Annotated in this window: 9 protein-coding genes; 7 read left to right on the top strand and 2 right to left on the bottom strand. The window is 65.7% G+C overall.

The window, feature by feature from the left end; all coding sequences use genetic code 11:
• The first annotated feature begins 10 nt into the window (after window positions 1–10).
• From CH305_RS28925 to CH305_RS04405, 4 genes are all read left to right on the top strand, one after another.
• Window positions 11–1,132, top strand: coding sequence for a hypothetical protein (locus CH305_RS28925; RefSeq protein ID WP_094610923.1), 1,122 nt, complete (start codon window positions 11–13; stop codon window positions 1,130–1,132).
• Window positions 1,129–2,769, top strand: coding sequence for an Hsp70 family protein (locus tag CH305_RS04395; protein ID WP_094702904.1), 1,641 nt, complete (start codon window positions 1,129–1,131; stop codon window positions 2,767–2,769). Before CH305_RS28925 ends, CH305_RS04395 begins: the two co-directional genes overlap by 4 nt.
• A gap of 75 nt (window positions 2,770–2,844) precedes the next feature.
• Entirely contained in the window at window positions 2,845–4,143 is a 1,299-nt protein-coding gene (locus CH305_RS04400; protein ID WP_032405530.1) for a S1 family peptidase, read from the top strand.
• A gap of 77 nt (window positions 4,144–4,220) precedes the next feature.
• A complete protein-coding gene (locus CH305_RS04405; RefSeq protein ID WP_094702906.1) occupies window positions 4,221–5,348 on the top strand; it encodes a S1 family peptidase in 1,128 nt (375 codons plus the stop codon).
• A 68-nt stretch (window positions 5,349–5,416) separates the two neighbouring features.
• Here CH305_RS04405 and CH305_RS04410 read toward each other — a convergent pair whose 3' ends face one another.
• Window positions 5,417–6,070 carry a hypothetical protein gene (locus tag CH305_RS04410; protein WP_094702908.1) on the bottom strand — a complete coding sequence of 218 codons (654 nt, stop codon included), beginning with the start codon at window positions 6,068–6,070 and terminating at the stop codon, window positions 5,417–5,419.
• Window positions 6,071–6,661: 591 nt separating this feature from the next.
• On the opposite strand from CH305_RS04410, the gene CH305_RS04415 reads away from it, so the two are divergent.
• The 3 genes from CH305_RS04415 to CH305_RS04425 all read left to right on the top strand — a co-directional run bounded on the left by CH305_RS04415 (window position 6,662) and on the right by CH305_RS04425 (window position 11,581).
• Window positions 6,662–10,045 carry a (Fe-S)-binding protein gene (locus tag CH305_RS04415; protein ID WP_094702910.1) on the top strand — a complete coding sequence of 1,128 codons (3,384 nt, stop codon included), beginning with the start codon at window positions 6,662–6,664 and terminating at the stop codon, window positions 10,043–10,045.
• Window positions 10,046–10,229: 184 nt separating this feature from the next.
• Window positions 10,230–11,150, top strand: a complete 921-nt coding sequence (locus CH305_RS04420; protein ID WP_094702911.1) for a hypothetical protein — start codon at window positions 10,230–10,232, stop codon at window positions 11,148–11,150.
• A 161-nt stretch (window positions 11,151–11,311) separates the two neighbouring features.
• Window positions 11,312–11,581, top strand: a complete 270-nt coding sequence (locus tag CH305_RS04425) for a hypothetical protein (protein WP_141215907.1) — start codon at window positions 11,312–11,314, stop codon at window positions 11,579–11,581.
• On the opposite strand, the gene CH305_RS04430 is transcribed toward CH305_RS04425, so the two are convergent.
• Window positions 11,574–13,487, bottom strand: a complete 1,914-nt coding sequence (locus CH305_RS04430) for a prolyl oligopeptidase family serine peptidase (protein ID WP_094702980.1) — start codon at window positions 13,485–13,487, stop codon at window positions 11,574–11,576. The genes CH305_RS04425 and CH305_RS04430 overlap by 8 nt on opposite strands.
• Window positions 13,488–13,539 lie beyond the last annotated feature (52 nt).

Here is a 13,539-nt window from a genome sequence, read left to right on the forward strand (position 1 = left end):
CAGCACGCCCATGACCGAGCAGCCCGGCAGTGTGAGGATCGGCACGCCGGACGTCGGCCTCCATCTGGACGACGAACGCGCCGTCGCCGCGGTGTCGCATCCCATTGCGCCCGGCCCGTCGCTGCACCTGGCGTCGCTGCACTCGACCGTGCTCAACACTCATCCCGACGGCACCGTCTCGCTCGGTGACGCACCCGACGAGAAGTCGGAGGCGTACACGCACTTCCTCGACTCTCTCGCCGACGGCGTCGGCGTCACCGGCAGCAAGGGCACCGTCTTTCCGGCCGAGCAGCTGACGTCGATGGCCCTGTTGTGCCTGCTCACCGAGGTGGCGTCGTCGATCGATCTGCAACCGGGCGACCTCGCCGCGGCCGCCACCTACCCGGCCCGCTGGACGGCCGATCAGGTCTTCGCGTTGCGTTCGGCGATGAATGCGCACGGCCTCGCGCACGTGTCGCTGGTGGCCGAAGCGGAGGCGCTCGCTGCGTGGAATGCGTCGGTGCGAGCGACCCTGGAGAGCAGGGACACAGCCGTCGCCGCGGCGCGCGGTGCAGCGATTCTGGCCTCGGAATTCCCCGTCGACGCCGTCACCGAACGGATCGCGGTGCTGTCCCCCACACGATCCGACCGTCGCCCTCTGTTCGCGGCGGCGGCGTTCGCCTCGGCGTTGATCGTCGGCGCGTCCCTGATCGCGCTGCAGCTGGGGACCTCCACCGACACGACGGTGCCCACCATCGGCAACGCCCAGCTGATACCGCCGACAACGTCGTCCGGGACCGGAGCCGGTGGCCCGATCGATTTCCCCACCGTCGTCGTGGAGCCGGCCGCCGAGATCGCCCCGGTCGCACCTCTTCCGCTGGAAACTACCGAAGAAACGAGCCCGGCCGAAACCTCCGAGAACCCTCGAAGCAAGCCGGACCCGACCGAGATCGACACCCGCCCGGCACTCGAAGCGCCCGAGACCAGAGACCGCGAAGAACCGCGTGAGACCATCGATCCGGTCGAACCCGAACCGGAGGTCCCGGTCGAGGAACCGGCCGACGACACCGGCGAGACGACCGAACCGGATTCGACCGAACCACAACCCGTGACCGAGCAGGCACGTGACGCAGCGACAGAGGGAACTCGATGAGCGGTGCGGGGCATCTCGGAATCACCGTCGGCAACACCAGGTCGGTGGCGGTCCACCGCGTCCGCGCCGACGACGAGCCGACGGTCGTCGTAGTACCGACAACTCTGAGATTCGACGAGGACGGTCGCGCCCATCTCGGCGAACCCGCCGACACCGCGCCCTTCACCCGGTTCGTGGACCTGGTCGGTCAGCAGGAAAACCTCGAACCCGACGCCGCCGCGTACCGCGCCGAGGACCTGATGGCCAACGCGGCCAATTGCCTCGTCACCATGATGTCTTCGGCAACCGAGTCGGCCGACGCACCCGTCACGACCATGACGTACCCGACGCGATGGCCGCGCGAGAGCGTAGCGCTGCTGCGTGATGCGCTCGATCACGCCGGTCTCACCGCAATCGCACTGGTGCCCGACGCGAAAGCCGCCAGCACCTTCGCGCAGCGCAACCCCGGCACGGCCGCCACGGTGATCGACATCGGTGCCACCGGCACCGACATCTCGACGTATCCCGGAGGCGGAACGGTTCGCACCACCGCCGTCAGCGGAGACGTGTTCACCGACGCACTGTTCGATCATGTGGTCACCGATCGCGAGCACATCGATCTGTCCGACGCGGCAGTGCTGGCCGCCCTCACCGGCGTCGTTGCCTCCTGCGAGGCAGCCAAACATGCGCTCAGCACGGACGAGCAGGCCACCATCTCGGTCGATCTGCCGGGCCTGTCGCAGTCCACAACCGTGACGCGAGCCGAGTTCGCCGAGCTGGTCGCGCCTTCGGTCCGCACCCTCGACGTGCCGCAGACCGGGACCGTGGTGCTCACCGGAGGCAGCGCCGAACTGGAGTCGGTGGCGGCGGAGATTGCCGAACGGACTTCGGGCCCGCTGGTTGTCGAGCCACTCGCAGCGCCCCGAGGCGCTTTGCTGCTGGCCGAGGTCGACGATGTCGACGGCAATTCTCTCGTCACCGGTGCCGCGCCGATCGTCACCCGCAACGACGGCACCGATTCGCTCGACACCGACGCCATTCCTGTTGTCCCGCCGGAGAAGTCCCTCGCCTTCTCCGAGGCCCTGCCTGCGGTGGCACCGATGTTCGAGCCCTCGGAGTTCCGGTCCCACCCGGTCGAACCGGCCGAGGAGAACGCGTCGAACACCGGTGACGTGCCGGCTGTTCTTGCCCCGGCTGTCGCGTCCGCCGAGGCGAAGAAAGAACGCAGCGAACGCTCGCGCACCATCACCACCGTCATTGCCGGTGCTGCGGCGGGCGTGGTGATCGTGCTGGCGATCGCGGCAGTCAGCGGCGTGTTCGGCAGTTCGCCGGCCCCGACGCCCCCGGCCGTCACCGACGCGGGCTCGCCGGTCGTCACCTCGACCCGCACGCCGTCGACCACTACCGTCACTCCCGCTCCAGCCGTCGTCGTGCCGGAGGAGGTCGACGAACCGACGTACGAGCCGTACACCCCGCCCCAACCCACACCGCTGCCTGCGCCGCCGCCGGCACCGATCCCCACGCCCCCGCCCGTGGTCGCCACCACCGTCCCGGTGCCGACCACGACCCCGGTGACGACCACCCCGGCCGCGACGACCACAACGACAGCTACCACCACCACGACGACAACCACAACGACGACGGCAGCTCAGCCCTGACCTGCACAAACACTGGTTCAGCGACTGATGCCCTAGGGTGGGGCGCTGATACCAAGCACCCGATGAAGGGATTTCATGCGTAACACCGGGGCTCTGCGTGCTGCAGTGCTGTGCTCGACGGCTTTCCTACTGTTCGCTTCGTTTTCCGGAACAGCGGCCGCCGAGCCCGTCGTCCAATCTCCCGCCGATCGGCTTCCCGCAGAACTCGTCGAGGCCGTGCAGCGCGATCTGAAGATCTCCCCGCAGGAGTATCTCGATCGAGCCGCTCGTGCGCAGGAACTGTCCGCCTACGCATCGGACTTCCGTGCCAGCCGCCCCGCCGATTTCGCCGGCGCATGGATCGGACCCGACGGCAACGCCGTCGTCGCCGTCACCTCCCCTGCTGCAGCACAGGCAGTGGCCAAGGACGGATATGCCACCGCTCAGTCACCGGTGTCGGCGGACGGGCTGGAGAAATCGCTCGCAGACCTCAACGGCTGGATCGCCGGCCTTCCCCGTGAGATCTCCGAGCAGATCAACGGAACGGCCATCGATTTCATCGACAACCAGGTCGTCATCGACCTGGTGAACAGCCCGATCGGTAGCGCGCTCAACCTGCCGACGCTGCTGGCCAACATCAAGGTCATCCTCTCCCCTGGCGGAAACAAGCCGGTCGACCCGACTCCCATGGGCGGCGACACCTATGTCACCAGCACCGGGCCCATCGCCGATGCTCCGACCACCGACATCAGCATCTGTTCGTTCGGATTCAACGCCGTCGACAAGTCCGGCGAAGCCGTCAATTTGACTGCTGGACACTGCAATCCGAACAAGGCGACCGGAGCCGGCGGCGCACCGGTGTACCTTCCCGATCCGGCGGACATTGCGCGTAGCACCCAGATCGGGTCGTTCGATCGGTCGAGCCTGGGCGCACAGGACGGCCTCGACTGGTCGGTGATCGCCCTGAACGACAGCGGCATTGCGTCCGGCCTCGACCGTCCCACCGTCCGCGGAGCCAACGGCAGCACCGTCACGATCACCGGAACCGCAGCACCCGTGATCGGAGCGCCGGTCTGCAAGTCCGGTCAGTCGTCGTCGTTCACGTGTGGCGTTGTTGCCGCCGACCGCGTCGAGACACAGCTCTACATGGAGGACGGCACCTCCCGCACGGTTCGTGGATTCGCCAGTACCGCGTGCACTCTGGCGGGCGACAGTGGTGGTGCCATCGTGACGGGAACACTCGCGCTCGGAATCACCAGCGGATCCAACAGCGGTGGCGCGCCCGATTGCAACGAGGCGAACCTGGCGTTGGCGCAGTACGGCGGCACCGCGAGCCTGGGCATTCCCATCGATCAGGTCGTCGACGCAACCGAATCCACCCTGCGAACCGAGTAAGCCAGTAGGTCGACAGCTGCGCACCCCCTATAGTCGTGAACGGCATCACATCGCGGATGCCTTGGGGGAGGGGTTTCATGCGTCGCCGTGCGCTGGGGTTGTCGTTGGTTGCAGTGTCGTGCCTGATCACGATGGCGGTGTCTGCTCCTGTCGCCACTGCCGCGCCCGTGGTGAGCGCAGATCAGGTGCTGCCGCCCGACTTGGCCGACGCCGTTGCCCGTGATCTCGCGTTGAATCCGCAACAGTTCCTCGACCGAGCCGACGCGGCTCGCCGATTGGCAGAGTTCGCTTCCGCCGTCGGTTCCGAAGCTGTCACGGGTACTTGGCTCGATGCGGACGGTCGGCCTGTCGTCGCGGTTGCGGACGGCCCCACCCACGCCGAGGTGGCCGACGCCGCATCGGCCAACGGATTCGTAACGGTCGCCCCCGGGATAGAGATCCCGCAGGTAGTGCGCGACGCCGTCGACCCGCTGCTGGAGTTGCTTCCCTTCGACCTCGCGCCCACTGCCGGTCCGATTCGTGCAAGTTCCTATCTCGGAGGAGACAGCTTCCTCGCGGGCACCCCGGCCGGCCTCGGTCTGCGTTGCTCACTCGGATTCAATGCCGTCGACCCGACGCGTGGTTCGGTCAACATCACTGCGGGCCATTGCAATCCGGGCGCAGCCGACACCGGTTCCGCAGCGTCGACAGGCGCATATCCGATGTACGGGAGCCTCGTCGGGTCGAAGTTCGGCTCGTTCTACCGAACCAGCCAGTCGCACAACGATTACGCCTTGATCGACATCGACGACGCCAACGTCGGAGAATTCGAGAGCAATGCGGTGCGAGTGCCCGGCTCGGGACCGCTGCACGTCACCGGAACGGTGGATCCCATCGTGGGTGCACCGGTGTGCAAGTCCGGTTCCAGAACCGGATTCAGTTGCGGCACAATCCTGTCCACGGGCCAGAACGTCGCCATGGGTGAGGCCGTCATGGACCGTAGCTTCTCGACTTCCATCTGCTCTCTCCGCGGCGACAGCGGTGGACCGATCGTCAGCGGCACCCTCGCCGTCGGCATCGCCAGCGCATCGAATGTCGGCGATCAACCGTCGTGCGAAATCGCGATGGTGTTCAGCATGCTGCAGGGCCAGCGACCCGAACTGTTCGCCACCCCCATCAACGATGTGTTGGCCGAGAACCCCGGACTGACGGTTCGCACGTCGTAGCCACACGCGCTTCGAACGACGCAGGGCCCGCACTCTCGACGAGTGCGGGCCCTGCGTGAAGCTGGAGGCTACTTTGCCCAGACCGTGGTGCCGGGTGCCGCATTCAGCGTGTTGAGCAAGTCGATGCCTGCAACAACGAGAGTCGGGCCGCCGGCGGTGATGGTGCCGATGACTCCACCAACGCCTGCACCCGTTACCAATCCCGCGATGCAACCGGCGGCCAGAGTCACGACGCAACCGATCGCCGCACCGATCGCGGTTCCTGTCAATCCGCCGATAGCGGTTGCAATACCGAGCTGCGAGGAGAAGTTCTGCTGTGCCGCGAGGTTCTCCTCGGGCGATGCGACGGTCGTGGCACCGATGCTGCGCGAGTTGGCCGATACCTTCGTGAAGTCGAGGTTCGGGATCAGGCGCAGGGTCTTGCCGTTGTCATCGACATTCTGCTCGTACGGGAAGTTCAGTCCACCCAGGTTGAACGACAGCGGGAGCGTCACGAGAATCTTGTCGGCGGCGTCGAGGACGTCGACCGTCTTGCCGTCGTCGGCAACCTTGAAGACGCCCGCATCGATGGTGGTGACGATGGTGCGGTCTTCGAGCTCGACGGAGTAGTTCGTGTCGGGGGTCGTCGAGCTGGAATCGGGCTGTGCGTAAGCGGTTCCGCTGGCCAGACCCATAGCCGCTGCTACGAGGGCCGAAGTGACGACCAGTTTGCTGAGTTTCATGTGGAGTTCTGTTCCGTTTCTGTGCATGGAGTGCTTGGCAGTACCGCTAGGCAACCGTCAAACGCAAAGTCACCCCGATGACCCTTTTGCGACTTTTGGTGCGACCGAAGTGTAGCGCACGAATCGTACCGTTCGTTGTCCTTTCGCAACTACTCCGACACCTATCAGTTACCAACTGTCACAAACATTTTCGATTTCCGGTGCACACGGGGCCGTGGGGGCTCACCATGTCGCGAAAAATGTCGTTCGATCGGTCGAATACAGCCCGGAAAGGGTCACCGGCTCCAACACGGAATCGGGCCCACCGCAGCGACGATCCGGCAACACGAAGGACAGGTAAGGACTGCCTTCTCGACAGCACGTGAGAGGCCTACGCCTAACGTGATCCACGAGACAACCTACTGACGAGTTCAGCCCGCCCGTCGGATGGCCTCATTTCGACGCCCACCAGCGTCGCTTGTCCGATCGATGCTAAGTTACCCATCAGTACAGTTACATTGCTACTGGCTAGTAACTTAGGCCGTAATCCTGCTCGACGGGTTGAACCAGCGGTAGCTGTCCCAGCTGCCACCTACAGCGAAAGGCCACGACATGAACGCCCTGACGATCACGTTGGGCACAGTCGGTGCTCTGCTCAGCCTCGTGTGTTGGTACGCCTTCATTCGTGGGGCCCTGCGCATGTTCAACATCGTGAGGCTGGGTCAGCCGGCACCCGACCGTTGGCGACCGATCGTCCCCCGCTTCAAGCAGATGATCATCGAGTTCGCCGCCCACACCAAGATGGTCAAGTTCCGTACCGTCGGCTGGGCGCACTGGCTGGTGATGATCGGCTTCATGGTCGGGTCCGTGTTCTGGTTCGAGGCATACGGACAGACGTTCAACCCCGAGTTCCACTGGCCCATCGTCGGCGACACCGCGATCTACCACCTGATGGACGAGATTCTCGGGCTCGGCACGGTCATCGGCATCACCACGCTGATCATCATTCGCCAGCTCAACCACCCGCGTAAGCCCGAGCGTCAGTCGCGCTTCGCCGGCTCCGGGTTCAAGGCCGCCTACTTCGTCGAGGCCGTCGTGCTCATCGAGGGCCTGGGCATGGTGTTCGTCAAGGCGGGCAAGATCGCCACCTACGGACACTCGAACCCGTACACCGACTTCTTCACGATGCGCCTCGCCGAGCTGCTCCCGGCCAACTCCAACATGGTCTCGATCTTTGCGCTGATCAAGCTGATGTCCGGCATGATCTGGCTCTACATCGTGGGCACCCGCATCAACTGGGGCGTCGCGTGGCACCGCTTCACCGCGTTCCCGAACATCTACTTCAAGCGCATGGACGACGGAACCGTGGCCCTCGGCCCGGCCAAGCCGATGATGTCCGGCGGCAAGGTCCTCGAGATGGAAGAGGCCGATCCCGACGTCGACGCGTTCGGCGCAGGCAAGATCGAGGACTTCAGCTGGAAGGGCTGGCTCGACTTCACCACGTGCACCGAGTGCGGCCGCTGCCAGTCGCAGTGCCCCGCGTGGAACACCGGCAAGCCCCTCTCCCCCAAGCTGCTGATCATGTCGCTGCGCGACCACAGCCACGCCAAGGCTCCCTACCTGCTTGCCGGTGGCAAGAAGGACATGGCCGGTGACGAGGTCGGACTCGTCGATGCAGAAGGCAACGTCGACCAGAAGGCGCTCGACGCCATTCCGCAGTCCGCTCGGGACGAGGCCGATCGCAAGCTCGTCGCCGACGCCATCGAGGGCGGCATCATCGACCCCGAGGTGCTGTGGAGCTGCACCACCTGCGGTGCCTGCGTCGAGCAGTGCCCGGTGGACATCGAGCACGTCGACCACATCATCGACATGCGCCGCTACCAGGTGCTCATCGAATCCGAGTTCCCGTCCGAGCTCGCAGGTCTGTTCAAGAACCTCGAGAACAAGGGCAACCCGTGGGGCCAGAACTCCAAGGACCGGCTCAACTGGATCAACGAGATGGACTTCGACATCCCGGTCTTCGGCCAGGACGCCGACTCGTTCCAGGACTACGAATACCTCTTCTGGGTCGGCTGTGCCGGTGCCTACGAGGACCGCGCGAAGAAGACCACGAAGGCCGTCGCCGAGCTGCTCGCCACCGCAGGTGTGAAGTTCATGGTGCTCGGTGCCGATGAGACCTGCACCGGCGACTCCGCTCGCCGTGCGGGCAACGAGTTCCTGTTCCAGCAGCTCGCCATGCAGAACATCGAAACGCTGAACAACGTATTCGACGGCGTCGAGCAGACCAAGCGCAAGATCGTCGTCACCTGCGCCCACTGCTTCAACGCACTCGGCAACGAGTACCCGCAGGTCGGCGGCGACTACGACGTGGTGCACCACACGCAGCTGCTCAACCGCCTGGTGCGCCAGAAGAAGCTGATTCCGGTGGCCTCGGTCAGCCAGGACATCACGTATCACGATCCGTGCTACCTCGGCCGTCACAACAAGGTGTACGACGCTCCGCGTGAGCTCATGGCCGCGTCGGGCTCCAACCTCAAGGAGATGCCGCGTCACGGTGAGCGGTCCATGTGCTGTGGTGCCGGTGGCGCTCGCATGTGGATGGAAGAGAACATCGGCAAGCGCATCAACATCGACCGGGTCGACGAGGCACTCGCGACCAACCCGAAGAAGATCGCCACCGGTTGCCCGTTCTGCCGCGTCATGCTCACCGACGGTGTCACTGCCCGGCAGGAAGGCGGCGCGCACGAGGGCGTCGAGGTTGTCGATGTCGCGCAGCTGATGCTCGAGTCGATCACCCGCGTCGAGTCCTCGGTGCTGGCCGAGAACATCAAGGTCATCCCGCGTGAGCGCACTCCGGAGGAGAAGCTCGAAACCGAAAAGGCGATGGAGGTCGAAGAGGCCGAGCGCATCGCACCCGTCGAAGAGCCTGCCGAGGCGAAGACCGCTCCGGCAGCTCCCGCTCCCAAGGCCGGCGGCGGACTGAAGATGAAGGGTCTGGCCAAGGCACCAGGGGCGAAGGCACCCGGTTCCGCTGCCAAGGCCGACACCGCCGAGCCTGACACCGAAGGGGCCGCTCCCGCCGACGCTGCTCCGAAGCCGAAGGGTCTCGGGATGGCCGGAGGCAAGGCACCCGGTGGCAAGGGTCTGCAGATGAAGGGCAAGACTCCCGGCGCGAAGGCGTCGGCACCTGCAGCTGCACCTGCCGACGCTCCCGCGGCGTCCGACGCACCCGCCACAGCCGAAGCTTCCGAGTCGACCCCCACCGTCAAGCCCAAGGGTCTGGCCGTGAAGTCGGGCTTCAAGAAGCCGGGAGCCAAGGCACCGGGCAAGCCCGCCGAGGCTGCACCGACTGCTGCGGCACCTGCCCCCGAGACCGCGAGCGAATCGGCGGAATCAGGCGCTGCGGCAAGCGAATCCAAGCCGACCGTCCAGCCGAAGGGCCTGGCCGTGAAGTCCGGATTCAAGAAGCCGGGAGCCAAGACCGCGAGTGCCCCTGCGGCAAAAGCTCCGGCTGCCGAGGCACCTGCTGCTGAGGCATCTGCTTCCGAGGCACCTGTTGCCGAGGCCGCGACCTCGGAAGCACCCGCCGCCGCAGAGCCCGCTGCAACGAATACGGCTGCAGCAGAATCCAAGCCGACCGTCCAGCCCAAGGGCCTGGCCGTGAAGTCCGGATTCAAGAAGCCAGGCGCGCGGACACCGGGTGCGGCGGCCGCTGCACCTGCGGCGACACCAGCCGAGCCGGCAAAGGCGGAGCCGGAGAAGGCCGAGCCGACCCCGGAAGCCGAGGCACCGGTGGCCGAAGCACCGGTAGCCGACGCACCGACTACCGAGGCACCAGCGGCCGAGGCACCGGAAGCAGAGGCACCGAAGGCAGAAGAGTCGGACACTGCAGCCGATGCGGCGTCCAGCGGTTCGGATGATCGGACTCCGCCCAAGCCGAAGGCCGGTGGACTCGGATTCGCTCCGGGAGCCAAGGTTCCGGGTCGCCGAAAGTAACCTCACACCCTTTTTACCGACTGCGCGCCCCCGCTCACCTCAGAGCAGGGGCGCGCAGTCGTCAGTAGGGGTGTGAGGTCCCCGGCCACGCTGTACACGGGCACCGTTATCCACAGGCACCGAGTTATCCACAATCGGGCACAGGGGGCTTGTCCAAAGCGATTGCGCTGGAGAGCATTCCTGCATGACCCGCATCGTCTCGCGATCCGACGCTCTCGCCCGCGGCACCTCCGACGCCGAATTGCAGCGGTACTGCCGAACGCGGGCCTGGCGTCGACTGCGACCCGGGCGGTTCGTGAGCAGGACACAGTTCGACTCGCTCACAGCGGAAGAGAAGCACCGCGTCATCGCGGAGGCCGTGTTCGACGCGACCACCTCACCCGACGCAGTCGTCAGTCATGTGAGCGCGGCCGTCTTTCATGGTCTCGATGTGTGGAATGCCGATCTGAGCCGGGTACACATCACCCGCAATCGCGCCCGTGGCGGTGGACGCAGCAGCGCTGTCAGAAGTCTGCACGCGTCTCCCTACACGGACGAGGAGGTCATGACCTTCGACGGTGTGCGGGTGACGGGCCTCGCGCGAACCGTCGCCGATTGCGCTCGCACGCTTCCGTTCGAGACGGCGGTGTGCATTGCGGACGTCGCCGCGCGAACCGGAGGCGTGACCGTCGAACAGATTGTTGCAGTGCTGGATTCATGCCCGAACCATCCCGGAAATCGGATGGCCCGCACGGTTGCGCGATTCATGGACGGCCGGTCCGAGAGTGTGGGCGAGTCGCGTACCCGGGTGTTGCTGCATCACCTGGGTCACACCCCACAGCTGCAGGTACCGATCACAGATTCCCGTGGCTTCGTCGGGCGCGTGGACTTCGACCTGCCCGCGATCGAGACCGTGCTCGAATTCGACGGCAAGGTGAAGTACGGACGCTATGTGCCGGAAGGAAGGTCCGCGGCGGACGTGGTGTGGGAAGAGAAGCGTCGCGAGGATCGCATTCGCGCAACCGGCCGTCAGGTAGTGCGCATCGCCTGGGCAGACCTCGACCGTCCCGAACTGATCGATCGGATGATTCTCGACGCTGCCGAGCGCGCCCGAAACCGTAAGTGAGCGCCTTTTCTACCGACTGCGCGCCCCCGCTCACGTCGGAGCAGGGGCGCGCACCCTGCAAATGCGGCGTGAAGTTCCTGTCGTACCCCCGCGACGTGGACGAATCGGGCACCGTGAGTATGGTCGGAAACGCACGGCATACCCGACAAGTAGGAGCAGGCATGACCGACGACGCGGACAAGCTCTGGCGACGCTACGACGCGTGGTGGGCGGCGTTGACCCCCGACGACCGAGCTCACGTCGAGAAGTGTTGCGAATCGGGCCGCACCGACGAGCGCCTCTGCGCACTGATCCTCGAGAACGACGGCCCGTCGAAGGCCGCGTTCGAGGCAGGCAGCAAGTTGTCCGTGGGCAACAGCAAGTACTGCGCCATCCCCAGCGCGCTGCTCGAGTTTCTCGAGGCGAAGCGCGCACACCCGCCCCTCAGCTAGGGGGACGCCACAGCTCCAGCTCGGGGATTCCGGGCGGCGTGAATCCCATGACCTGGCCGTAGAAGGACAGTTCGGACTCTCGTGCGTTCACCTGAGTGTCGAGTTTGCGGAATCCGTGCGACTCGCCTGCGTAGGCCAGGTATGCGTGCGGAATTCCTTTCTGCACCATGGCGTCTCGGAATCGCTCGGCCTGTGACGGCGGCACGATCGGATCGTCCAGTCCTTGCAACAACAGCACCGGGCACGAGAGTCCGTCGACGTTGTTGACCGGTGCGCGGGTTCGGTACAGGTCGATGGCCTCGGGCAAGGGTCCGATGAGACCGTCGATGTAACGGGATTCGAAGTCGTGGGTCTCGGCGACGAACAGCTCGAGCTCGGCGACACCGAAATACGAAGCCCCGCATGCGAATACATCCGAAGACGTCAGTGCTGCCAACACCGTCCAACCACCTGCGGAGCCACCTTCGATGGCCAACCGGCGCGGGTCGGCAAGGCCGCTGTCGGCGAGCCCCTGCACGGCGGCGATGGTGTCTTCCACGTCGACGACGCCCCACTGCCCGCGCAGGCGATTGCGGTATTCGCGGCCGTACCCGCTCGACCCGCCGTAGTTCACATCCACGACGCCGATGCCGCGGCTGGTGAAGTACGCGAACAGCGGGTTCAGTGCGGGTGCCACGTGTGCCGTGGGGCCGCCGTGCACGAACGCGACGTACGGCGGGAGTTCCCCGTCGAGCCCTTCGTACGACGGGTTGCGCGGCGCATAGGCAATGGCGTGCACCTCGCGGTTCGGTCCACGGAACGTCACCTGACGTCCCTCCGGCAAGTACGCACCGTCGGGGACGGACTCGAAACCCGAACGCACAGGCGTGAGTTCACGGGTTTCGAGATCGAGTGCGAACAGCCCGCTCGCCACCTGCGCGCCACCGCCCTTGATCAACACGGTCGATCCACGGCGCCCACCGAGACCTACCGACGTCACACCCTCGAGCGCGATGTCGTCCAGAGTGCCGGATGCAGGGTCGAGCACGGCGAGGGTGTCGGTACCGACGGTCCGCACGGTCAGCAGCTTTCCGTCGCCCAGCACCTCGTACCAACTCGATCCGAGTCGCCACAGCGGGGCCCCGAAATCGGCGTCGAGCGTCAGCAGCGGCGCTAGAGCTCCGTCGAGCGTCACCGAATACAGGTTCCACCAACCACTTCGGTCGCTGATGACGTACAACCGTTGGTCGTCGATCCACTCCGGCTGCATCACCGATTCATCGGTCGAACCCAGCAGCACCGTCCAGGACGACGGATCGGCCAGCAAAGCCACGCGCAGTTCGGTTCCGTCCCAGGGCATTTGCGGATGGTTCCACGCTATCCAAGCGATGCGGGTGCCGTCGGGCGACAAGCGCGGGAACGCAAGAAAGTCCGAGCCCGCCACCAACGAGCGCACTCCGCCGCCGCTCAGGTCGATCGCCACGATGTCTCGCGATACCGCACCGGCGTCGTGCATCTCGCGGACGGCGATGACGTCGTTACCGACCACCGACAATTCGGCGTACCGGATGCTCGACGCCACAGCCGGTTTCGGAGTCAGCGGCACGGGTGACCCGCCGGGGGTGAGGCGATAGACGCGTTGATCGGAGAACTCGGCGAACACCAGGTCGCCGTCTGCGGTGGCAGTCCATGCCCCGCCGCCGTATTCGTGGACTCGGGTGCGGGCGTTGAACGGTGCGGGGAGAATCGGCTGCACCTCTCCGTCGACGTGGCGACAGATCGCCGTCCGACCTTGTTCGGCAGGTCGCAGTTCCGACCACCAGATCTCGTCGCCGACGTAGCGACCGCCCTCGACGGGATGGCCCGCGGACGACAGGTCTGCTGCAGTGATGGGCGAAGGCCAGGATCCGAAGGCGAGTGCAGTCACGAGCTCCACCCTAGTGAACTGACGTGGCCGTAACGCGTTGTTCACCGGCCCT

Origin of the sequence: Rhodococcus sp. 15-649-2-2 (genome assembly GCF_002258645.1) — a bacterium.
Taxonomy (GTDB): domain Bacteria; phylum Actinomycetota; class Actinomycetes; order Mycobacteriales; family Mycobacteriaceae; genus Rhodococcoides.

Coding starts and splice junctions, on each gene's coding strand:
- CH305_RS28925 (WP_094610923.1), top strand. CDS start 11: ATGACCGAGCAGCCCGGCAGTGTGAGGATCGGCACGCCGGACGTCGGC.
- CH305_RS04395 (WP_094702904.1), top strand. CDS start 1,129: ATGAGCGGTGCGGGGCATCTCGGAATCACCGTCGGCAACACCAGGTCG.
- CH305_RS04400 (WP_032405530.1), top strand. CDS start 2,845: ATGCGTAACACCGGGGCTCTGCGTGCTGCAGTGCTGTGCTCGACGGCT.
- CH305_RS04405 (WP_094702906.1), top strand. CDS start 4,221: ATGCGTCGCCGTGCGCTGGGGTTGTCGTTGGTTGCAGTGTCGTGCCTG.
- CH305_RS04410 (WP_094702908.1), bottom strand. CDS start 6,070: ATGAAACTCAGCAAACTGGTCGTCACTTCGGCCCTCGTAGCAGCGGCT.
- CH305_RS04415 (WP_094702910.1), top strand. CDS start 6,662: ATGAACGCCCTGACGATCACGTTGGGCACAGTCGGTGCTCTGCTCAGC.
- CH305_RS04420 (WP_094702911.1), top strand. CDS start 10,230: ATGACCCGCATCGTCTCGCGATCCGACGCTCTCGCCCGCGGCACCTCC.
- CH305_RS04425 (WP_141215907.1), top strand. CDS start 11,312: ATGACCGACGACGCGGACAAGCTCTGGCGACGCTACGACGCGTGGTGG.